Source organism: Paenibacillus sp. HW567 (genome assembly GCF_000374185.1).
GTDB lineage: Bacteria > Bacillota > Bacilli > Paenibacillales > Paenibacillaceae > Paenibacillus_AQ.
Genome location: NZ_KB910518.1, coordinates 3,153,969 through 3,176,711, shown reverse-complemented (window position 1 = coordinate 3,176,711; position 22,743 = coordinate 3,153,969). Strand labels below are relative to the sequence as shown.

Below are 22,743 nucleotides of genomic sequence, written 5' to 3'. Positions count from 1 at the left end.
GGGGGGATATGTCAAAGTGCAGGAGTTCCTTCGTTAGGGAAGCAATACAATCCCGGCGGGCCAAAACTGATCCTGTCCATTGGTAAAAAAACACTTTGCTAAATGGACTGCCCGCTTTTTAATTGTGAAAGAATACGCGCCGAGTATTGGGTAAATCGCACACTGATCTCAGACCGTAGTACTTCTCTGACAATACCAAACCGGTCCTCATAGCCGCGGCAAACATAACGGTGATAAATAACGCCGTCACTCATTTCATCGCTATAAATTTTGATATTCCGTTGCCGTAGTTCGCGGTTAACCCTGGTTAAATCTTGAGTAATGCAATTCATTATGAATTGAACAATTTGTTCGAAAATTTGCTTAAACAAATGGGATGAGTTCCGAAGGTCCTGTAAACTTTTATCGCACATGGTCAGCATATAGGGGAACATAATGGCGTCCCGAATCAGGGTCAGCTCTTCGGTCATTATTCTCCCGGTCTGCCGGCTTTTATTTCGGTTCTCATATTGCTCCTGATGATCCGTTAAAAGCATCTTTGATTTCCATCGCTCATTCCCGTCGAGTTTGCTCATTTAAAATGTCCCCCAATCTGGCCTGCCCGTTCCCGCGCTACGCCGGCTTCCAGTAAAGAAGAGGCCCGCATAATGGCATCGCTGCCGTACCGTTCCTTAATGTGGTCAGTCGCCCGCTCAAGCGCATAAGCAGCATTTCTGTCCTCAAACAGGGTTAATTGATAAATACTGTCGTCAGAAAGCTGTGTTAACGAAATATACAAACGGCTTACCGGCAACCCTTTCCAGTGGTCAATAAAAAGTTTTCGGGCGGCCCGGGCAACTTCATGCGTTAAGGATGTAGGTTGCTGCAGCGTCATCTGACGGCCGAACGACGAGGTCTTTTCTCCATCCGTTTCCACAGCTCCTACAGCCACCACCCGGCCTTGATAACCGTGCCTGCGTGCCCGCCGGCAGACCTCTACCACTAATTCAAGCAAGACGACTTCAATATCCTCCAACCGTCCATACAAGCTGCTTCTTAAGGCTTTTCCATGACTTATGGATTTGAGAGCGCCCCGAATGGAGGAAACTACGGGACTGGAGTCCTTTCCATTTGCAATCTGCCAGTAGTATTCCGACTGGATATCCGCTTGCTTTCGAAACTCTTTGCGCATTCGTTGCTTAAACTCGCCTAACTCCAGGCGGGCAACGTCACCTATGGTCGTCAGACCCATCCGCAGAAAATGCATCGTCATACGGGAACCAACCATAAACATTTGGTGAACGGGCAACGGCCACAGATCCCTTTCCATATTCTCAAAACCCAGCTTAAATACACCGTCACTCCTTTTTTTTGCAAAATTATCGGTTGCCATTTTGGCTAAAATTTTTGTAGGACCAATTCCGACTCTGGACCATACGCCAGTAGATAATTTCACTTGCGTCTGAATCAAATGGGCAATTTCATCAGTGGATCTAAACAGAGCGGCAGAACCTGTCACATCTAGAAACTGTTCATCAATGCTGTAGGGTTCTACTTGATCTGTAATTGATTCGAAAATCTGCGTAATCAATAGGGAGATCGTGATATACCGTCCCATTCTGGGGCGAATGACCACGAGATCAGGGCAGAGGGCCAAAGCTTCCCCAATGCGTTGCGCGGTTGTGACCCCCTTGGATTTGGCAAGGGGACAGGCGGCCAAAATAATCCCCGATTTACGCGCGGGATCGCCGACGGCTACGGGTTTGTTTTGATATTCTGGATGAGCTGCTTTCTCAATGGAAGCGTAAAAAGATTGTCCGTCCACGAGAAGGATGACTTTTGACATATCCGAATCACCAGCTTGTAGTATTGGATTCCCCGGCACGAAAGCCCCCTTGGTTGAAAATTGTTGATGGGTAAAGGGATGTATTTAATAATATATACAGAACAAGTGTTCTGTATACAGGAATGTTTTGTAATCCGCTGGATTGTTTTATTTTTCAAGGGTGCATAGACCGGTTGCCACACCGCCGGAGAGGATGGTCAGAATGGAATGAAAAAAGGTTTCCTTAGAGATCAGCAGCCCGCCTGCGCCAATAATGAGGGTATCCGTCAGAAAGATAATGACCCCGACATTCAGCGGAATGTAGCGTCCAATGAACTTGGCCAGCAGATCCGTTCCGCCTGTACTGGCTTTGAACCGCAGCATGAGTCCCAGACCGGTTCCCATCAGAAAGCCCCCGATAATCGCGCTGGAGATAGAGCCAAGCTCAACGTAATAGAGAAAGTGGTATTGAAACGGCCCCAGAAACTCGATTAGGAATGAGGAGACGATCAGGCCCAGCACACTGTTGTAAAAGATATCCCGCTCTTTGAGCCAGGCAAGCAGGAAGATTGGAAGACTGCACAGGACAATGGCCAGTCCGATTTTTGCCCCGGATATATAATTAATTATGAGGGCGATGCCGATAATTCCCCCATCAAGTATTTTGTAAGGCACCAGGAAGAAGTTTGTTCCTGCAGCAATCAGCAGGCTTGCCAGTAAAATAACGGCGTACCTTGGATATGAGCGCATATTCAACATCTCCGGAATTGAGGCATGTCTTAATGAATATGCAACCGGATGGAAAAAAATAGCTGAAAAGCAAAAAATCCTGCTTGCGCAGAATGAAACTTGGTATGCTTACGGGATGGGCAGGAGTGATAGAAATGAGCTTTACCTATAAAGTGCTGGAGAGCGACATGGAGCTGCTGGCGGCTGCGCTGTCGGAAGTCAATGTAACAGTGGCTGTAAAAAGCGGAGCGGGAATTGTGGAGCCCGGAGGGCCGATCAGAGCCTATACACCGAATTCCGTCCGTATCCGGGGGTTATCCTACAATAGGGAGCTGCACGAATTCCGGGTTGCCGGGGTACAAGGCTAGTGCAGTACAACCCCCGCAGAGCTTCAGTTCAGAGGTATCTTCACCTGGAGTAACGCTTGCGGAAACGCAGCGGGGAGATGCCAATCTTGAGGGCAAAACGCCGTGAGAAATAGGCGGTACTCTCAAAGCCTGTCCGCTCGGCAACCCTGGCGATAGACATCTCTGTCCTTAGCAGCAGCAGCTTGGCTTGCTCCAGACGGTAATCGGTCAAATATTCCATTGGGGTCAGGCCATAGACGCGTTTCATGCAGCGGGCCAGATAGTTATAGTGAAAATGCAGCTCATCGGCCAGCAGGCTGTTGGTCAGCGGCTCTGCGTAGTGATTGCGGAGATAGGCCTCCGTCTGCTCGGCAATCTCCACGGCATGGCTCCCCGCAGCATCCTGCTGCGCGAGATCCATCATCCGCAGCATCTCCTCAAAAATCCGCTGCTGCTGCCATACCGCACTGGAGCGCCGGCCCCGGCCGAGCTGCAGCAGCAGCTCCGCTTGGCCGCTTCGCTCGAAGGGGTCCGGGAGCGGCCCGAATTGCGGAATGCGGATGGTATAAGGGTGTGTGAGAAATTGCTTGAAATGCTCTTCGCGGTCCGCGTATACCGGATCTCCCTCCGCCTCAATCCATTCCCCGACCGTGTGGAAATGAATCCATATGAAGGAGGTTGTCTCTTCACAGGGCTTGACTGAGTAGTGGTAGCGGTCAGGGAGCAGCAGCAGCGTATGCCCGGCCGGCACCGCCCACTGTTTATGCTCCTCTCCGATAAAGAGACAGCCCTGTTCAACAATAAGCAGATCGAATTTGCCCATGCGGCTGCGGCTCGGATGCTGATCTCCAGGCTGATAGACGGTACGGTCACCTTCCAGGAAATACGGGAAAGGCGGCGCCGCCAGATGAATATAGGACGGGATGAGTGACATAGGCTGCTCCTTTTTGGTAGTGTGAAATAATACAAAAATAGGGTTGCTTATGATTCTGTTTTTTATTTATTTTACCGTCTATAATTGCAAATAGCGAGGGTGAAATAAGTATGAAGGGAGAAATAAAGCATGAATAAAATAAGCGAACTTAAACAAGCGGCAGACGCGCATCCGTCCGTAACCATTCAAGATGAATTCTGGGGGCGCTATATCCGGCTGGTGCAGGATGTGGTTATTCCTTACCAATATGAGGCGCTGCATGACCGGGTGCCTGAAGCGGAGCCAAGCCGCGCAATCGCCAATTTCGAGATCGCCGCAGGCCGGAGAGAAGGGGAGTTTCACGGTTGGGTGTTTCAGGACAGCGATGTGGCCAAATGGCTGGAGGCGGTGGGCTACTCGCTGAGCATCAAGCGTGATCCTGATCTGGAAGCCCAGGCCGACGCGGTGATTGATCTGGTCGGGGAAGCGCAGCAGCCGGACGGGTATTTGAACACTTATTTTACGATCAAGGAGCCGGGCAACCGCTGGACCAATCTGCAGGACTGTCATGAGATGTACTGCGCCGGGCATTTCATTGAAGCTGCAGTCGCCTATTATGAAGCTACCGGCAAGGATAAGCTGCTGCAGATCATGCGGCGGATGGTGGATCATATTGATTCTGTATTTGGACCGGAAGAAGGCAAGCTGAAGGGCTACGACGGACATCAGGAAATTGAGCTTGCACTAGTTAAGCTGTACCGGCTGACAGGCGAAGAGAAGTATTTGAAGCTCAGCAGCTTTTTCATTAACCAGAGAGGCCAGGAGCCTAATTATCTGCTGCAGGAATGGGAGTCGCGCGGCCGGATCACGCATTGGAGCGGAGTTCCGACAAGCAGTGTCGAACTGAAATATCTTCAAGCGCATCTTCCGGTACGGGAGCAGCATGAGGCGGTGGGACATTCCGTCCGTGCGGTCTACATGTACACAGCGATGGCGGATCTTGCGGCGCTTACCGGGGATGAGAGCTTGCGCGAGGCTTGTGCAAGATTGTGGGACAATATGACAGGCAAGCAGATGTACATTACCGGGGGCATCGGTTCCACTCATCAGGGTGAAGCCTTCACCTTCGATTACGATTTGCCTAACGATACGGTATATGCGGAGACCTGCGCTTCGATTGGACTGATCTTTTTTGCCCGGCGGATGCTGGAGCTGGCCCCGGATGCCCGCTACGCGGATGTGATGGAGCGGGCGCTCTATAACAATGTGCTGGGCTCAATGGCACAGGACGGCAAACACTATTTCTATGTGAACCCGCTGGAAGTGTGGCCGCAGGCCTGCACCTGTAATCCGGATAAGCATCACGTGAAGTCCGAGCGCCAGGGCTGGTTCGGCTGCGCCTGCTGTCCGCCGAATGTGGCGCGGCTGCTTACCTCGCTGAATCAGTATATCTATACCGTTCACGGCGACACGCTTTACACTAACCTGTATATCGGCAGTGAATTGAAGACAGCGCTGGGAGGGGCAGAGGTTTCTGTCAGCCAGCAGAGCAGCTATCCCTGGGAAGGTAAGGTCACATTTAGGGTCAATCCGGCTCAGGCAGGGGAGTTCGGCATCGCTCTACGTATTCCTTCCTGGAGCCAGGGCATGGAGATCAGAGTCAATGGTGAAGTGCTGAAGCTTTCTGAAGGGGTGGAGATGGGCTACCGTGTGATCCGCAGAGTATGGAAGGCCGGAGACATGATCGAAGTGTCCATGCCGATGGAAGCGCACCGGGTGTATGCCCATCCGAATCTGCGGGCGGATGCCCAGAAGACGGCTATCCAGCGCGGACCGCTGGTCTACTGCCTGGAGGGTGTGGACAACGGCACGCCGCTGAGCTCGGTTACGTTGAGTGAGGCCGGGGGGTTCACGGAGATTTTTGACAAGTCCATGCTTGGGGGAGCCGTTGTGGTTGAAGGAACGGGCTTCCGTGTGAATCAGGAGGGCTGGAACGGCGAGCAGCTCTACAGCAGGGAGAAGGCGCCGCTGGAAGCTGTCAAGGTGACTGCCGTGCCTTATTATCTGTGGGGCAACCGGGGCAGCGGTGAGATGAAGGTATGGATACCGGAGAACAGAGGATAAGCTGCGGCGACTTTCCGCGGACCCGTGAAGTTGTTCAGCCGTAATATTAAATAGAGCCACCCGGCACCGCTGCAGCAGCGGACGACCGGGTGGCTTTTTTGAAGAGAATGCCAAAGGCTATCAAGTGATAACGGCTACGCCGTCCTTTTACAAAGACGAGACCCGCCGTTTTACTGCTTAATCAGCCATTCTATACACTGTCTTGCGCAGCGGCTGTTTAGCCCAGCTCTACAACGACATGATGCACAGCGCCGTCGCCGGCAGGAGCGATAACGTTGCCTTCAACAGCAGCGCCGTCAACCGTCAGGCGGGCCACACCCTTGGAGACGTGATTCGGGTTCTTGATCTGGATGACATAAGTGTCGCCGCGGAAGACGCGGGTGATCTCGAAGCCGTCCCATGCGGCAGGAATACAAGGGTCAACCTTCAGGCCGCCGAAGTCAGCCTGGATGCCCAGAATGGACTGGGTAATAGCCACGTAGTTCCAAGCGGCTGTACCGGTGAGCCAGGAGTTTTTGGCTTCCCCGTGGCGTACGGCATCTTTACCGGCGATCATCTGCGAGTAGACGTAAGGTTCCATGCGGTGCACTTCGCTGATATCCTCAAGGTAAGCCGGAGCGATCTTGGAGTACACTTCGAAGGCTCTGTCGCCATGTCCCAGCACGGTTTCGGCGATCATAATCCAAGGGTTGTTGTGGCAGAAAATACCGGCGTTTTCCTTGTAGCCCGGAGGGTACGTGGAGATTTCACCGAGGTTCAGATAGTACTTGGAATATGGAGGCTGCTGCAATACGATACCGTATTTGGTATCCAGACGTTCCTGTACGGAGGTCAGCGCTTTGTCCGCCTGTCCGCCTTCTACGCCGATACCGGCCATAACGCAGATGCCCTGCGGCTCGATGAAGATTTGGCCTTCTTCGTTCTCTTTGCTGCCGATCTTGTCGCCGTAGTGGTCGTAAGCGCGCAGGAACCAGTCGCCGTCGAAGCCGTGGGTCAGCGTAATTTCACGCATATTGTCGATCTTCGCAACCGCATCTGCAGCCACATCGTCAAGTCCGCGCATGCGGCAGATTTCCGCATAATCCGGTCCAACGAAGACGAACAGACCCGCGATGAACACGGATTCCGCTACGCCGCCAGCGATATTCTCAGTCGTCTGGAACGATTCGCCCGGCTCGGTGGAGAAGCAGTTAAGGTTGAGGCAGTCGTTCCAGTCGGCCCGGCCGATCAGCGGCAGGCCATGTGGTCCGAGGTTATTGGTAACATGCTCGAAGGAGCGTTTCAAGTGCTCGAACAGGGTAGCGGTGTTGTCCGGGTTGCTGTCGAACGGAACCTGCTCATCGAGGATCGAATAATCGCCAGTTTCTTTAATGTAAGCAGCCGTTCCCGAGATCAGCCAGAGCGGATCATCGTTGAAGCCGGAGCCGACTTCGTTGTTGCCTTTTTTGGTGAGCGGCTGGTACTGGTGATACGCGCTGCCATCTTCGAACTGGGTAGCGGCGATATCCAGAATACGTTCTCTGGCACGCTCTGGAATTTGGTGCACGAAGCCGAGCAAGTCCTGGTTGGAGTCGCGGAAGCCCATACCGCGGCCAATACCGGATTCGAAGTAGGAAGCCGAACGGGACATGTTGAAGGTAACCATACATTGGTACGGATTCCAGATGTTCACCATGCGGTTAAGCTTCTCGTCGCCGCTCTGAATCTGGTATTTGGACAGCAGGTTATCCCAGTGTGCAGCCAGAACAGCCAGGGCAGCATCCACTTGAGCATCTGTAGCAAATTGTTCGATGACAGCAAGCGCCGGTTTTTTGTTAATAACGTTCAGCGCTTCCCATTTCTCATCTTCCGGATTCTCGATATAGCCGAGCACGAAGATGAAGCTTTGCTCTTCGCCCGGTTCCAGCGTGATGTTCAGGGCATGAGAGCCGATCGGAGACCAGCCGCTCGCTACGGAATTGGTGGCTTCTCCGGCAGCAACGGCCTGAGGAGCATCCAGGCCGTTGTACATGCCTACGAAGGATTCACGGTCGGTGTCGAAGCCGTCGATGGCTTTGTTGACAGAGTAGAAAGCGTAGTGGTTTCTGCGCTCGCGGTATTCGGTTTTGTGGTAGATAACAGAATCCTTCACTTCAACTTCGCCGGTGCTGAGGTTGCGCTGGAAGTTGGTCATATCATCCTGGGCATTCCACAGACAGAATTCGGCAAAAGAGAACAGCTTCACGGATTTCTTCGCGTCGCCGGTGTTCTTAACCACCAGCCGATGCACTTCGGCATTGTGGCCCATCGGTACAAAAGCAAGCTGGTTCACGGAAATGCCGTTCCGCTCTCCGGTAATAGAAGTATAGCCGAGACCGTGACGGCACTCGTAGAAATCAAGGTCACGCTTAACCGGCATCCAGCCCGGGGTCCAGAAATCGCCGTCATCATACAGATAGTAGTAGCGTCCGCCGGTATCCAGCGGAATATTGTTATACCGGTAACGGGTAAGTCTTCTCATCCGGGCATCCCGGTAGAAGGTGTAGCCGCCGGCAGTATTGGAGATCAGGCCGAAAAACTGCTCGTTGCCGAGGTAGTTGATCCATGGGTAAGGCGTTTTAGGAGTGTTGATTACATACTCTTTGCGAGTATCGTCAAAAGTTCCGAATTTCATAAGAAAATAGTCTCCTTTCAATTGTGAACGCGCGTTTACAGGACCGAGAAAAAATCCCCCGGGGAAAAGGGAGCTTCTCGGGTATGATACATAATTGCCGCTCCCACAAGAGATGCACACATGCTCCTTCAAGCGCGCAGCGCTGAGGCGAGCATGTGGCAGCTTTTGCAGGCAGCCTTTACTTCTTCGGCGGCTGGCAGGAATCTCTCTCAACCAGTTGAGCCGGGAAGCTAATCGTACTGAAGGTCGGCTGCGACGAATCGCACAGCTCGATCACCTTCTCGACTGCGGCCTTGGACATTTCGTAAATCGGCAGACGTACGGAGGTCAGCTTGGGATGAATGCGTGAAGCAAGCTGCACATCATCGAATCCGGCAATGGAGATATCCTCTGGCACGGAAATTCCATGTTCAGAGAACGCTTCCATTGCAGAGATAGCCATGTCATCGTTGGAAGAGAAGAAGGCAGTCGGCAAAGGTCCGCCGGAAGCAATCAGCTTCTGAACCTCTTCATAGGCGGCATCTTTCAGGAATTCTCCCTTCAGGATGAATCTCTCATCCAGCGCCAGTCCATGCTTCTTCAGCGTGTCCACGTATGCCATATAGCGCTCCCGGCCGGAGTACGTATTCATTCTTCCGCAAATGATGCCGATTGCTTGATGGCCCAGGCCAATCAGATACTCAATGGCTTCCGTTGTGCCCTCATAGTCCTTGGAATTTACAATAGCGAGATGATTGCGGTCCAGATGCTCAGACATAATCTCCGAAATGTCGTAATCAATCAGCACAAGCGGATAATCAAGACTGACCATTTCCCGTACGATATCAATATCCTTCTGGGTGCCGACGATGATGCCGCCGTCAATCCGTTTCTGCAGGAAAGCCTGCTTCACCTTCAGGAAATCGTCGGGAGAGTAGACGGTATGGATCAGCACATAACAGCCGCGGGCATTCGACGTGTCGACAACGGCATCGACGAAAGGCGCGAAATAATTGTTCTGATAGATCCGGGTCGTGTTCTCCTTCTCGTTCATGCTGATAGCGAAAAGCCCGATCGTATCGGTCTTCTTGCCGGCCAGAGCCCGGGCGAAGCTGTTCGGCTCGTACTGATGCTGCTCAATTACCTTCAGCACCTTGGCCCGGGTCTCCTCAGGGACGTTGGAATAATTGTTGATCACGCGGGATACCGTGCTTCGGGACACCCCGGCGAGCTTGGCTATATCTTCGCTGCGCATAATGCCCCCCCTTTTCTCAAAATATAAGGATTCATAGGTGTTGTGCCATCCTCCTTATATTTCTCCCTGAAGCGGCTGCATTCCTTTTAAGGAGAGCGCCGTTTCTATTTGTAAACGCGCGTTTATGAGCCTATTGTAAAATAAAAGTTCGCAGAAATCAATCACCCGGAGCAAAGAAATTTGCTTGCTGAAGCACAGGGCTTGCGTTGCAAATGAGCTCATGTGGAGAATGGAAGAGTGATTACTGATTTACAAATTGTTCCATTTGGATTATATTGAGAATATGCTGCGGGGAACAAGTAGGAGGAGGATTATGCCAAACGTTATTTCATGGATCTTCACAGCATTTTTAGTGCTTTGGACAGCGGCAGCAGCCTATGCTGCAATCCGGCCATACTCCTTTTGGAAGATTACCCAAGGCTGGAAAGCGGTGAAGGAGCCGCCCAGAGCCTACTTTGTAGCTTCTGCAATTGGCGCAGCCATTTTTACCGCGATCGGATTTGCACTCTTACTCATGCCTTTAGTGTCATCCATGCTTGATAAATAGCTCCGATTAGCGAATTCGCCGTATTATCATCGCCTCCGTTTACGAATATCTTTACTGCGCATCAAAATGATGCCGATGTTCATACACTCCCTTAATAATTGTCAGTTATAGTAGAGACAACACCTGTTGTATGCACTTGGCCTTGCCGGATAACGGCAGGGTCCTTTTTAATTTCGGTATTTGGTTCCTCACAGGATTCCAGTGCAAGCGTCCGGCATGTTTGTATAAGATATTTGTAGAGAAAGTGCATTGAAAGCTGAGGGAGACATGCTACTATTGTGATTAAGATTACATGAGAATGATAATCAATCACAATGAAGCGCAGGAGTGAAGAAACTAATGGTACAATGGGGTAGAAAATTCGTCTGGACAGCCGTACTTATTATGGCATTCACTGTACTCGCGGCATGCGGGACCCGTAACAATGCTGCGGACAACGCCGTACAAACAGAAAATGTGGCGGCGCAATCAACCGCAAGCAGCACCCCAGCCGATGCAGGCGGCAGTAAGCCGGCTGAAGCCGGGACGCGCACCGTTGCCGGGGAATTCGGAGATGTTGAGATTCCCGCCAACCCTCAGCGGATCGCAGGAATTTATGTGGAGGATTACCTGAAAGCGCTGGGGGTTACTCCGGTGGTTCAATGGTATCACCCGAGCTGGGGCAAGCAGGATTACTTGAACCTTGATGTGCCTGAATTCGATGTCACCGGAAGTATAGAAGCATTGCTGGAAAAAGACCCGGATCTGATTATCCTCGACGGAGGCGCGGATGCCGCAAAATATGAACAATATTCCAAGATTGCGCCAACCTACCGTTTGCCGGAGCGGGTGCTTCAGGACTCCAGACAGACGCTCACAGCCATAGCAGACGCGCTGGGTATTCCCGAGAAGGCAGAAGCCGTGCTTGCGGAGTACGATCAGAAGGTGGCGGATGGAAAAGCTAAGCTGCAGCAGGCGCTGGGGCAAGAGAAGGTGGCAGTGATCCGGCTGAACGTTGCAGACAAAACCTTCGCTTTATTCGGTGTCAAAAACCGTTATACCGGTATGATTTATGATCAATTCGGACTGACTCCAGTCCCGATGGCTGCGGAGATGACAGATTATCAGGCGGTTATATCGGAAGAGGTTATTCCTAAGCTTGAAGCGGATCATATTATTGTATTTCCTGACAATGGAGGCTGGGATACAGCAAAGAATCAGGAGGCGCTTCAAATTCTCGATGGTCCGCTGTGGAAGAACCTGCCCGCCGTGAAGAACGGAAATATTTATAAAATGGAACGTTCGCACTGGCAGTCCGGCGCCATCACGGCCAATTCGATGAAGCTTGACGATCTGCTGAAGGTTATGGTGAAATAAAACACAAGGCAGTGCCATGAACCGCATAAAGAAGGTCTATCCGCATAGTTGATAGGCCTTCTTTTTTGTTCTACACTTAAATGTAGTGAAAATGATTCTCAATTATGGGGGCGGAGCAGGGTGGAAGAACCGAATGACGGCAATGGTAAAAAGCTGTTCTACAGCTTGCTTGGCATAGAAGCAGTTACCCAATTTCTTAACGAAAGCAAATCCGCTATAGTGTATCAGGATTATACGCTGATCATTATTTCGGAGGGAACGGGCTGGGTTGAAGTGGAGGACAGGCGTTTCCCATTGGAAAAGGGGGTGGGATTCCTCTTTGAAGCCGGGGACATCAACCGGATACAGGCGGGAGAGCGGGGGCTTAGCTTCTATCGAATCACTTTTGAAATTATCGGGGGCGGAAACAGCGGGTATAGCGGAAAGACAAAGCTACCCAAGAACGGAATTCTCCGTCCGGGGCCCGTCCATTGCAGACCTTATTCACAGTGTGCGTTGCTGCTGGGATCAATCTGCCATAGCCGCAGAAGCCCGGATGAGATCGAAGGGTTCGCGGGTGATACCCGCTTTCAGGAGCTGCTGCTGCTGATTATGCGCGCAAATGTCACTGGACTCAAGACAAGGGATGAGAATGAGGCGATGCAGCGTTCCCTCCACTATATGCAGGAGCATTTCAGCGAAGCGGTTACCGTCGAACACCTGGCCGAGATTGCAGGCATTAGTCGTGCCCGATATCCCCGGCTTTTTAAAGAGATGACAGGGCAAATCCCCTTGGAGTATTTGAATGGCCTGCGTATCGAACGGGCGCAGCAGATGCTGCTTCTGACCAGCGACCGTCTGCATGATATTGCGCTTACTGTCGGCTACAGCAATGAATATTATTTTAACCGGCGGTTTAAGGGGTCCGTGGGGGTTACGCCCGGCCAATATAGAAGCCTTCATCAGGAGGGGCTGCGTGTATTCGCTCCTTTTCTGGAGGATTACCTGCTGGCCTTGGGTATTGTTCCGGTGGTGCAGTTGTCCCATGCCCAGTGGGGAAAGCAGGATTATCTCGGTCTTCATCAGGTGCCCGCCTTCGATATTTCGACCGGTGACTGGCAGCAGCTTTCCAGCTATACCCCCGAGCTGATTATGCTGGATGACGGCTTTCAGCGCTGGCATCTGGATGAGTGCCGTCAGATTGCCCCGCTGCTCAGGCTCCCTTTTCATCAGGAGGACTGGCGGGCTACTCTGCGCTCTGCAGCAGCCATCTTTGGCAGGACGGGACGTGTGCGTGAGGTAATAAGCAATTACGAGCAGCAGGCAACGCGGGCCAAACAGCAGCTTAGCCGCAGTGTACGGGACAGCAGCGTAGCCTTCTTACGAATATCCGCCTGTGGAATTACTCTATATGGCTGTGACGGGCTGGGGTATACAGGGGGTGTATTGCATCGTGACCTGGGCCTGCATCCGCATCCGCTCGTCCGGCAGCTTACCCGGGGGCAAAAGCGCGTGAACCTGACCAGTGAGGAGCTGTCACACCTGACTGCGGACCATTTGTTCATTACCTTTGACCGGCAGGAAGGGGAGGGAAGGGAGCTTCTGGATTCGGTGCTATGGAACAGACTGCCCGCTGTGCACAGCGGTTGCGTGTACGAGGTGGATTTTATGGCCTGGATGAATTACGGCGTACTCTCCCATCAGCGGAAGATTGAGGACGTATTGCGCGTACTGGCGTGACGGCGAGGTAAATGCACATACGAAGAGCTGGCCCGCCGCAGTCAGCTCTTCGTATGGTATTAGACTTTTTCGGTAGAGTATGTCTTGACAGAGGGTGGAGAATAGCTGAGAAACTGCTGTAGAATTCCCTTAGGAGCTGTGTCCGTAATGACCATTGAACGATATTTCTCCTGCATGAATTTCTCCCGGGCCATGTGATCAAACATAGAAATGAGCGGATCAAAATAATGGTGGACATTTAGAAGACCGCATGGCTTGTCGTGCAGACCCAGTTGAGCCCATGTGAAGATTTCGAAATACTCTTCCAGCGTTCCGGGACCGCCAGGCAAAGCAATGAATCCGTCCGCCAGCTCTGCCATTTTTGCTTTTCGTTCGTGCATCGAATTCACAATAATTAGTTCAGTTAGTTTTTGATGGGCAATCTCCCGGTCCTGCAAAAAATGTGGAAGGATACCAACGGCATTTCCCCCTGCTTCCAGTACCCCGTCTGCGACCGCACCCATTAAGCCGACTTTTGCCCCTCCATAGATGAGGGTAAGGTTGCGTTCTGCGAGTTCTTTTCCCAGGGCATAAGCACTTTCCTTATATATTGGGGACGCTCCATCACTGGAGCCGCAAAATACTGCTATATTCTTCATAATTCTGATTACTCCTTTGATGACAAATATCTTGCAGCCAGCTTCTTCTGGTGGGTATGGAATATTTCCTCTAGGGAGATATCATATTTGTTAGCGATAACAATGAGATTGCCAAGCACATCTCCTAGTTCTTCTGTTAAGTTATTTTTGTTATCTGCAAAAGACCCCTCAACCTCATCAGGCCGATCTCTGCCGATTTCCAACGCACGAATAGCCCTTGCCACCTCACCCGTTTCTTCAGCCAGGAAACCAATCCGGACAAAGATGTCTAAATCAGACCAGCCCCGTTCCTGATAATACTGCTTAACCCACAACTGAAATTCATTAATATCCATGATAACCCTCCAATAATACTGATCAATAAGAGAACGTGCGTTTGCTTCGTAAGCTTATCATAGAATGATGCAGATGTGAAGTTGAGTCGTTGATTATGTACTCATTAGAGTCGCTAGAAAGTAGAAAATACTAAATAATTCTATAAATAATGATTTATATCATATAACTATAGATATACCTTTGTTGATAGCAATGGGAATTATTGGTCCGGATCGTTGACCTACGTTTCGGCGATTCAATACGGAGGTATGTATGCTGGTATATATTCCGGGTTTGTATATCTGGTGCAGCAAGGTTAGAATAACTAAATTGGGGGCCTACGGCTTCTTTGGCATGCCCATTTTCTGTTCACAAAAGCCAAAAAAGCCTTATAAAATAAGGCTTTTCAGGATAGGACGGATAGGGTAGCGTGCCTGAATTGTGTGCAGGCTCCGGCTGGGCGCTGTCACTGCAGAGATATAGGCCTGCTGCGGGGCAGATGGAGTTCAGCCTATAGAACAAACAAAAGGAGCTGCATCAGCAGCTCACTCCAAAAGCTTATTCTGGCATAATCCAAACGATCTCACTAATGCGCACAAAGAATTTTTTACCTCTAATATCCAATACAACGTGGTCCGGCTTAACCTCCATCACACAGCCGCTAATTCCGCCGCGAGTGGTTTCAAGCAACACATGCTTACCCTTTACAGACATTAAGGTTTCGACCACATAGGGATCAATAGGGTAGACCATGACTGCCTGCGGCAATTGTTGATGCATTGGATACATTTGATTATTCAGCACTTTGTTACCTCCCAATAAGTTATCAATAAGTTATAAAGCATCCTATGCTAATGCCTAATGAATGAGCTGGGCAGTGGCCCATTTGTTGTAGGAGTTTAACGTTTTTGACACATAATCGGCAAACAGATCATTGCAATTCGTTCAAATCTAGCCCCAAGGGAGGGAACGGAGATGAGCCGATTTGAGGCGGTGTACGCAATTAGTGGCATACTCCAGTAATGCGCAGCCTGCCCGCAGCCGGTAGAACTGATGCGGGAGCAAGGAGCGATCTTTTCATTAATCGACGGTTATTGTAACCGGAAGGCTGGCAGCGAGTTTGAGATAGAGGTTATGCTGCGAGCTTCCAGACTTTTTACAGGGCCATGCATGAGCAGCATCACGAGGCACTGACCGGATATTACCGGATTCTCCGGGCAACAAAATACCGAAAGTTGAAAGAGAAGTTTTCATAAAAGGATGAAACTCATACTGAAGGCAAGTGAAAGCGAAGTTAGTAAACAGTATGTCATGGCTGAGTCTCCGTTTTATGCTACGATTGTAACCATCGTTGAGGATTCAACAAATACCACACGTGTTTATCTTCTGAGCTAAGGCTGCCCCCTCCTTTTATTCAACGACAGCTATAATCTTAAGCTGGCTAAAAAGTATCAGAGTACTGGAGAAAATTAGCAGCAGTACCGTACAAGTTTCCTGAGAGTGTTACGGAGTTGGCATTCTCAGAGAACATGGAGTCAACCGGCTTTCTATCCAGTCGGATATCCAAATCTCAGATTTTGAGCGTAATTGGATGTTTAGCCCGGGCCGCCGGTGTCTATACCCTTCGGACAGTTGCCTTTTAATAGATATTTCTATTTCACATCCTGATGTTTAAAGTCAATCACCATCGGGTGTGCGGGATCAACAGCTATAATCATTGTCTCAATACCATATGGAGGATTATGAGGGCCAGTAAAAGTCTTAACCCTGACGGTTACATTAAATAAGAATTCTCCATTTCGTTCACGTTCAATGTTAATCACCTCTGCATCATAGAGGCCATATTGCCGGGGAGAGCCATAATATCCATTTACTGCGTTGCTGATAGTTGGACTCAGCATGGTGAGTAGAGTCTCCTCGCAGAGCAATTCCTTATCATTTGAATTAGCGCTTATGGTAGGAGACAACAGAAAGCTGCTTAACAACAAGATAATAATGGGATTCTTCTTCAGAAGATCAACCTCCTTTTACAACAGTATTTCCGAAATCAATAACTATTATCGGCGGACCATGATTGAAGGAACTGAAAAACGGTCTACAACGTCTACCGCTGGATCAGATGTTTTATGAGGACCGAGGATTCGGAAGGAGATCCGGTGTGGGTGACACTTTGAAGACGATAACGACAACATCCATTACCACTACCAGCTTAACGCCATGACGCGCTATGCGGTAAGGCAACCACGAACAGCCGCGAGTGGGCGTTAGAGGAAAACTCAATCCAGACGGCACGGTTGATGTGCACAACCCGAATGAAACCAATTTAGATACTAAGGAAGCACAGTACCCCACCAAGACTGGCGGGGTACTTTTTTGCGTCCAGGAAAGTTCTCCTTATCGTCATATACATAATGTGGGGTAGGAATTATATTAAAAATATACGGAAGCATCATGCCCTAACGACGAGGAGGAGTTTATCTTAAAAAGTGAGAAAATCAAAAAAGCCTTAAGGGTGTTAGGTGTCCATTTTAGTTCGGCAACAATTCTTCTAGGCATGTCGATGTTAATCAATGACTATGACGGTGGTGATCAGAGACCATCATTGATGATTGTAACGATGGGTGGAACGTTTTTATGTATAGGGGGATATAACTATTTGAAAAACAGAAAAGGCGTTGGGATGTTGATCGCAGGAGTTGCAGCTTTAGGCATAGCGCTGTTTGCGTTCCCTTTTTAGGAGATGATTATTTTGAGCACTACATATAAAGTCCTGCAAAGTGAAGCTGACTTTCTGGCGGCTGCCCACAATCCAAGGTACTCGTCCGGTATAGGGAAGAGCCGGACCCTATCGGCCACCCGATGGATCATGGCGGGATCGTTGAGGGATATACGCCGGAGTCGATCAAGATCAATGGCGCTCGCTTCCTTCGAGAGAGATTTGAATTTAGAATGTATACTGTAATTCCCTAATGACTCAGAAGATGAAATGATGAATATACATGAGATGGATGAAATTGAATTTATTTCACTACTGCAAAAAGTTAGCGAAGAATCGACCCTTCGTTATGGGAGTCTAAAAAAAGCTTTGCACATCTCTGGAATTGCAAGCAGCCCCAATCAAGTTTATTCTAACGATGAAATCTATGCGCAATTGAAGAAGGTGGAGTCAGAAAACGGGTATGTTAGCCAAGCTATCTACGAAAAATCAAAGTGTAGACCAACTATTCGCGGGATTACTTCAAGATTCGGAACACTAGCAGCTGCGTGTGAATTAGCAGGAGTTAAATTCATCCCCAATAAACCAAAGGTAGGTAGTGAGGGGAAGAAGAAAGGCAAATCTTATAAGGATAAACAAATCATTGATGCATTAAAATCAGCCTCTAAAATATATGGTGGATCTCTTACCATTAAACAATATAAAGAGAGTGGACTTAAACCTTCATATATGACCATTTTAAAAAGATATCACTCATTTCAAGTCGCTTGCCAGGAGGCGGGCGTTGAATATATACGATACAATCCAAGAGATATCAAGATAGAGCAAATTGCAACTATCCTGCGAGACATCCTTTTAACTGCCGGAAAATTACTAACAACGACCGAGTATATCGAGGCAGGACACTCACCTCATGTCGCAACCATTTACAAACACGGAATAACGTGGGTAGAAGCAATTGAATTAGCTCGCCAAAGCAAATTATCAGGTGAACTTATTCAGAAATCATCTGAAACATCGGATAATTAGGAGAGCAGAAGATGAAAGTATAAAAAACCCATCAACCTTATAATAAGGCGGACGGGTTTGTTTTTGTTTATTGAGCTGTATACTCACTTACTTCAAAGGTTAGGATCTTATCGAATACAACATAATCTTTACGTTTGCTGAATGGGCCTTTATTATTCGTGTGCTTATCAATTGCATACGATCCGGGGCCTCTGCCTGCATCACGGGCATCATACCAGTTCAAGAAAGCATCAACCTCGGACATTTGGAGATCATATTCTTTTTCTGTTCCGTTCATGAAAGTAATCGTAAGCATCGCTCTATCACCAGTCGGTTGTTCTGGTGTTGCAGTCGGTGTCGCTGATGGTGTCGGTGTTGCCGTAGCTATTGGAGTTGGAGTCGGTGTCGCTGTTGGTACAGGTGATGATGTTGGTGTAGGAATTGGTTCAGTAGTGGGTTTAGGGGAAGGCGTTAATACTGGGATGGCTCCGTTTTTAACTAATGTTAATTTATTACCACTACCGTTGGTAGCATAAGCCATAGTTACAGGACTATTGGTGAAATAGACAACGATGTATCGGACATTAAAGTTACTAACAGTTAAGGCATCATTAAATCCAGGATTAGTAAATGTTTTTAATAGAACATTATTTTTATCAAATACATCAACGCGATTAGCTGCGACACCACTGAAACTATCTGTGAAATAGAAATGAGAGACTGTTTTATTGGAATCAAATCCTAAATCCCCTAAGTAATAGTCTTCCGTGGCCGCAAATACATTGGATAATGGTACAGTAGTGAAGATAAGCAAAAACATCAATAGATATTTGATCTTTTTCATTTGATACACTCCTCATTATGTATTATCGCTATTGACTTTACAAAACTTAACAAGGATTGTCTAAACATATATGTCTATATCTGCAATTATGTGAGTGAAGCTAAGTAATTTCTTTTATATCCATAGTGAGAATAAGTTACTTGTTGTATTTAGAACGTATGTTTGGCTATAATACAAACATACGTTCTTACTTATATTGGAGGCGATTGGTCATGAAGATGTGTGTGGGCCAAACGATTGAAATTATATACCAGGACAAGACGGAGAAGATCACACAACGAAAGATTGAAGTACTCGGGATACGTGACGGCCGCATTCGGGCGACTTGTGTAAGCACCGGTGCGCCACGGGTCTTTTTGGCAGACAATATACTCGCCTGGCAACAAGTACGTAAAGGAGCTACAGCATAATGACTAAGCTTGATGGTAATGAAAGGTGACAATCAAAGATGCTTTTAACGGATCATCAGGAGCAATATGAGAACCGAAATAAAAGTCGGCAGACAGGGAGAATAATGATGGAAGAACTGACCCTGATGCGGGATGCCATCATGTTCCCATATATGTTGACCATGTGCGATAAAAGTTTACAGGACCTTCGGAACTCATCCCATTTGTTTAAGCAAATTTTTGAACAAATCATTCAATTCATAATTGTATTACTAAAGATTTGTCTAAGGTCAACCGCGAATTACGGCAACGGAATATCAAAATGTATAGCGACGAAACTAATGATGGGGTTATTTTTCATAGTTATGTTTGTCGGGGTTATGATGACCGGTTTGGAATTGTTAGGAAAATACTACGCTCGGAGATCAGCATACGATTTTTAAAATATATGGGCCTTTTTCTTGCATCTTTGAAAAGTGTCCCATCAGGAAAATGAATCAAGCGCCTGAAGACGAAGAAGCCCCGTCAGTAAATTATACTGGCGGGGTTTCTTCGTTCTTGTGTTCGATTATTTCATTCACCGGAACGCCCATGTAAGAACAGAACTTATCAATGACTTCTAAATGATACGTAATCTTTTTTCTCCATTTTGGCTATAGTGTTTCTCCCCAGTCCCAACGCAGTCCGAAGATCCTTGATATTCGGAGTTATATTTTGAGAAGAGAAGTGCAACTTGATTAGCACACACGTGATTAAATATGACAATCCTATAGATGAGAAATACTTGGAATACAAAAGTGAGGATGACTCTTCGGGTTATGAAAATATCACTCCCGGTAAAAGTAGTCACGACGAAAAAAAATAGTGGCTGCCTTGAAAATCATGAGTGGCTACTTTTTTTATAAAAAGAACAAAAAAATCGTCCCCAGTTCGTCCCCAACTCAAAATTTTAATGCTTCAACAGCGGTACATCGTCATTGAATCAAAAGGAAAAACCCCTTATAAAATAAGGGGTTAAAGAGGATAATGCAGTATAGGACGGATGGGGTTCGAACCCATGACCCCTACCCTGTCAAGATTGACAGGCTTATAAACTGCTGTATCCCAACATAGCCGGAAGTCCTTGTTTATCAAGGGTTTTCGGCTTTTTTACATTGAAATGTGACCTGTCGTTTCCGCTTATTATTTCGAGTTCGTGACCAGTGTGTGACCACGAAGGTGACCGTTTGCTGGTATGCTGCATAGAGCTTTGGGGACAGAATAGCAATATATGGGGACAAAAGGGCTGGCTTTGTCTACAACACGTAGTTGTGCCATGATATAATAAACACATAAGATTGGAGTGATAATCGTGGAATTACTCGACGCACGCAATGACTTTATCTTCAAGAAAATATTCGGCAGTGAGAATAACAAGGATGTCCTGCTGGCTTTTCTCAACAGTACCTTCATGGAGTCCGGTGAACCGCCGCTGACTGAAATCATATTAATGAATCCGTACACCGACAAAGATGCTCCTGCTGAGAAACAGTCGATTCTGGATATCAAGGCCAAAACAGCTGAGGGCAAGCGGATCAACATCGAAATGCAATTGTTCAACCCGTACAACATGGAGAAGCGTACACTTTTCTACTGGAGCGAGATGTATTACCACCAGATTCAAAAAGGCGACGATTACAGCCAATTGAAAAAGTGTGTAACAATCAATATCTTGAACTACTCCTGTCTGCCGAATGACCGCCATCATAATGTGTTTCGCCTTCGGGAGGATCACACTGGGATTCCGCTGAACAATGATCTGGAGATTCATGTAATGGAATTAACGAAGCTGGAGGAGCAAGCCGTTCCCTTAACAGGTGGTCTTATCAACTGGTTATTATTCCTGAAGGGTGTTGAACAACCAAACTGGGAGGTGCTGACCGTGAATGAACCGATGTTGAAAAAAGCAATGGATACTCTAGAGTTTTTGAGTCAGGATGCCGCTACACGTATGGAGTATGATGCCCGGATGAAGTATTTGCGTGATGAGGCCTCACGAATGAACGGAGCTAAGGCTGAGGGCATTGCTGAGGGCGTGGCTACAGGGGAATATAAAAAAGCGGTAGAAGTAGCCAAGAATATGTTAGGAATTGGGCTTGAAGTTAACGTCATTGCACAAGTTTCAGGACTTTCTGAACAAGAAATTCTGAAGTTGAAATGACTTTGATTGATTTTCATAAATAATAAGCCAATCTTGAGGTTGGCTTATTATTATTTTATTGACTGATGAGATCGATGAAGCCCCCTTCGGCGAGAGTCCCAGCCTTTCCAAACCTTCATATCTATGCCACATTATACCTTTCATAGGTTTCATAATAAAACAAGGACCTTTGAGGGCTCATTCAGGTCCTTGTTTCGTTTGTAGCTACTCTCCGAAGGCGGTGGGTTCGAGGAATGCTACAGAGTATATTACCGCTTAATACTCCATAGTACACAAGAATGTCCATGCGACTGTATACCTGTACCAGTTAATGCTTGCTATTATAGGATTCCAAAAATTAAAATAAAATATTTTATATAAAACCAGCCGTTTTTCCGTTTTGGAGAAATGGCTTTTTTTGTGCTGTTTTTTCTCAATGTACCTGATGAAATTCCTAAAAAATCTATAAAAAATGATCTATTTCGGTGATCATCCTATATAAGTTATAGGGTTGACATCGTAGAATATTTAGCCCCGGCCTACCCATTTACGACTTGCACGGACTCCATAAGGCAGGTCATTTATGTTTCTTTGTTAGCATCAAAGTAGATGGAAAGATTCTGCGATTTTGAAGTTGAAAACCAAGGTGGTGAAGGTGTTTTGTCTTTTCGCCAAAAATGGCGAAAACTTCTTCTGATTTTCTGATCTACAGCTTTTCTACATTTATTGGGAGAACTGCATTCCAAAAATGGAAAGCAGCTTGAAAGGGGGTGATAACAATGAGAGAGAAACAAGGTCTTTCTGAAGACATAACCGTGCTGATGCGACAGCTAGTCATGAACGGCCACATACGTATGGCTGGTACTGTGCTGTACACATACTTTATCAGATGCTGGAAACTGGATGATGAGCATGCTGCTTATTACATGCGGCGTTACTTTGAAAAGTATTTCGCTCCGCAGTTGCAGAAATATCTTCAAAAGCTTAATAAAGCCTGATTTATTCTAAGTGAGAAAGGAGAACATCCATGCATCACTCATCCTTGGGCAAGGATCGGACAGAGAGTCCATCTTATTGTGATTCGCCTGAAAGCCGTCAGTGCATGCGATTACTCGTTCAATCTGTCCTGCATCAAATGAAAATCAATCAAACAAAAAAAGGTGGCCCGCAAAAGGAGCACACCAAGTAATTTAACTTATCATCAGCTTACCAAAAATATAGTTCGCCC

The 22,743-nt window shown here is 47.9% G+C and carries 20 protein-coding genes; 9 read left to right on the top strand and 11 right to left on the bottom strand.

The genetic code is table 11. From position 1 onward, the window contains the following. Positions 1 to 98: 98 nt before the first annotated feature. The 3 genes from B212_RS0114470 to B212_RS0114460 all read right to left on the bottom strand — a co-directional run bounded on the left by B212_RS0114470 (position 99) and on the right by B212_RS0114460 (position 2,554). On the bottom strand, positions 99 to 575 hold the full coding sequence (locus B212_RS0114470; protein WP_019911578.1) for a hypothetical protein: 477 nt from the start codon (positions 573 to 575) through the stop codon (positions 99 to 101). Then, positions 572 to 1,825: a DNA polymerase IV gene (locus B212_RS0114465; protein ID WP_028530833.1), complete on the bottom strand. Its 1,254-nt coding sequence runs from the start codon at positions 1,823 to 1,825 to the stop codon at positions 572 to 574. The genes B212_RS0114470 and B212_RS0114465 overlap by 4 nt, the downstream gene beginning before the upstream one ends. A gap of 147 nt (positions 1,826 to 1,972) precedes the next feature. After that, positions 1,973 to 2,554, bottom strand: a complete 582-nt coding sequence (locus tag B212_RS0114460; RefSeq protein ID WP_019911576.1) for a YitT family protein — start codon at positions 2,552 to 2,554, stop codon at positions 1,973 to 1,975. A gap of 134 nt (positions 2,555 to 2,688) precedes the next feature. Here B212_RS0114460 and B212_RS0114455 point away from each other — a divergent pair, with 134 nt between their 5' ends. Beyond that, positions 2,689 to 2,901: a hypothetical protein gene (locus B212_RS0114455; RefSeq protein WP_019911575.1), complete on the top strand. Its 213-nt coding sequence runs from the start codon at positions 2,689 to 2,691 to the stop codon at positions 2,899 to 2,901. Positions 2,902 to 2,941: 40 nt separating this feature from the next. Here the strand turns inward: B212_RS0114455 and B212_RS0114450 are convergent, their stop codons facing one another. Then, positions 2,942 to 3,814, bottom strand: coding sequence for a helix-turn-helix transcriptional regulator (locus tag B212_RS0114450; protein WP_019911574.1), 873 nt, complete (start codon positions 3,812 to 3,814; stop codon positions 2,942 to 2,944). Positions 3,815 to 3,943: 129 nt separating this feature from the next. Here B212_RS0114450 and B212_RS0114445 point away from each other — a divergent pair, with 129 nt between their 5' ends. Continuing rightward, a complete protein-coding gene (locus tag B212_RS0114445; RefSeq protein ID WP_019911573.1) occupies positions 3,944 to 5,917 on the top strand; it encodes a glycoside hydrolase family 127 protein in 1,974 nt (657 codons plus the stop codon). Between the two features lie 217 nt (positions 5,918 to 6,134). Here B212_RS0114445 and B212_RS0114440 read toward each other — a convergent pair whose 3' ends face one another. Both B212_RS0114440 and B212_RS0114435 read right to left on the bottom strand, forming a co-directional pair. After that, positions 6,135 to 8,570: a GH36-type glycosyl hydrolase domain-containing protein gene (locus B212_RS0114440; RefSeq protein WP_019911569.1), complete on the bottom strand. Its 2,436-nt coding sequence runs from the start codon at positions 8,568 to 8,570 to the stop codon at positions 6,135 to 6,137. A 178-nt stretch (positions 8,571 to 8,748) separates the two neighbouring features. Beyond that, positions 8,749 to 9,804, bottom strand: coding sequence for a LacI family DNA-binding transcriptional regulator (locus B212_RS0114435; protein WP_019911568.1), 1,056 nt, complete (start codon positions 9,802 to 9,804; stop codon positions 8,749 to 8,751). Positions 9,805 to 10,117: 313 nt separating this feature from the next. On the opposite strand from B212_RS0114435, the gene B212_RS31455 reads away from it, so the two are divergent. The 3 genes from B212_RS31455 (at position 10,118) to B212_RS0114420 (ending at position 13,426) form a co-directional block, all read left to right on the top strand. Then, on the top strand, positions 10,118 to 10,351 hold the full coding sequence (locus B212_RS31455) for a DUF6199 family natural product biosynthesis protein (protein ID WP_019911567.1): 234 nt from the start codon (positions 10,118 to 10,120) through the stop codon (positions 10,349 to 10,351). 339 nt (positions 10,352 to 10,690) lie between these two features. After that, on the top strand, positions 10,691 to 11,707 hold the full coding sequence (locus B212_RS0114425; protein ID WP_019911566.1) for an ABC transporter substrate-binding protein: 1,017 nt from the start codon (positions 10,691 to 10,693) through the stop codon (positions 11,705 to 11,707). Positions 11,708 to 11,827: 120 nt separating this feature from the next. Next, complete coding sequence (locus tag B212_RS0114420; protein WP_019911564.1) at positions 11,828 to 13,426, top strand: helix-turn-helix domain-containing protein; 1,599 nt, start codon at positions 11,828 to 11,830, stop codon at positions 13,424 to 13,426. A 59-nt stretch (positions 13,427 to 13,485) separates the two neighbouring features. On the opposite strand, the gene B212_RS0114415 is transcribed toward B212_RS0114420, so the two are convergent. The 4 genes from B212_RS0114415 to B212_RS31450 all read right to left on the bottom strand — a co-directional run bounded on the left by B212_RS0114415 (position 13,486) and on the right by B212_RS31450 (position 16,307). Beyond that, positions 13,486 to 14,064, bottom strand: coding sequence for a TIGR00730 family Rossman fold protein (locus B212_RS0114415; RefSeq protein ID WP_019911562.1), 579 nt, complete (start codon positions 14,062 to 14,064; stop codon positions 13,486 to 13,488). An 8-nt stretch (positions 14,065 to 14,072) separates the two neighbouring features. Beyond that, positions 14,073 to 14,399: a MazG nucleotide pyrophosphohydrolase domain-containing protein gene (locus tag B212_RS0114410; RefSeq protein WP_019911561.1), complete on the bottom strand. Its 327-nt coding sequence runs from the start codon at positions 14,397 to 14,399 to the stop codon at positions 14,073 to 14,075. A gap of 538 nt (positions 14,400 to 14,937) precedes the next feature. After that, positions 14,938 to 15,168: a DUF2642 domain-containing protein gene (locus B212_RS0114405; RefSeq protein WP_036669405.1), complete on the bottom strand. Its 231-nt coding sequence runs from the start codon at positions 15,166 to 15,168 to the stop codon at positions 14,938 to 14,940. Between the two features lie 863 nt (positions 15,169 to 16,031). After that, positions 16,032 to 16,307 carry a DUF3888 domain-containing protein gene (locus B212_RS31450; RefSeq protein ID WP_269637015.1) on the bottom strand — a complete coding sequence of 92 codons (276 nt, stop codon included), beginning with the start codon at positions 16,305 to 16,307 and terminating at the stop codon, positions 16,032 to 16,034. A gap of 1,058 nt (positions 16,308 to 17,365) precedes the next feature. Here B212_RS31450 and B212_RS0114395 point away from each other — a divergent pair. Then, positions 17,366 to 18,124 (top strand): hypothetical protein, encoded by a 759-nt coding sequence (locus tag B212_RS0114395; RefSeq protein WP_198015861.1) that lies wholly within the window; start codon positions 17,366 to 17,368, stop codon positions 18,122 to 18,124. 67 nt (positions 18,125 to 18,191) lie between these two features. Here B212_RS0114395 and B212_RS35800 read toward each other — a convergent pair whose 3' ends face one another. Next, positions 18,192 to 18,947 (bottom strand): hypothetical protein, encoded by a 756-nt coding sequence (locus B212_RS35800; protein ID WP_156830129.1) that lies wholly within the window; start codon positions 18,945 to 18,947, stop codon positions 18,192 to 18,194. A gap of 212 nt (positions 18,948 to 19,159) precedes the next feature. Here B212_RS35800 and B212_RS0114385 point away from each other — a divergent pair, with 212 nt between their 5' ends. From B212_RS0114385 to B212_RS0114370, 3 genes are all read left to right on the top strand, one after another. Then, positions 19,160 to 19,357, top strand: a complete 198-nt coding sequence (locus tag B212_RS0114385; protein WP_019911556.1) for a hypothetical protein — start codon at positions 19,160 to 19,162, stop codon at positions 19,355 to 19,357. Positions 19,358 to 20,684: 1,327 nt separating this feature from the next. Beyond that, positions 20,685 to 21,536: an Rpn family recombination-promoting nuclease/putative transposase gene (locus B212_RS0114375; RefSeq protein ID WP_028530831.1), complete on the top strand. Its 852-nt coding sequence runs from the start codon at positions 20,685 to 20,687 to the stop codon at positions 21,534 to 21,536. A gap of 758 nt (positions 21,537 to 22,294) precedes the next feature. After that, entirely contained in the window at positions 22,295 to 22,513 is a 219-nt protein-coding gene (locus B212_RS0114370) for a hypothetical protein (protein ID WP_019911552.1), read from the top strand. Positions 22,514 to 22,743 lie beyond the last annotated feature (230 nt).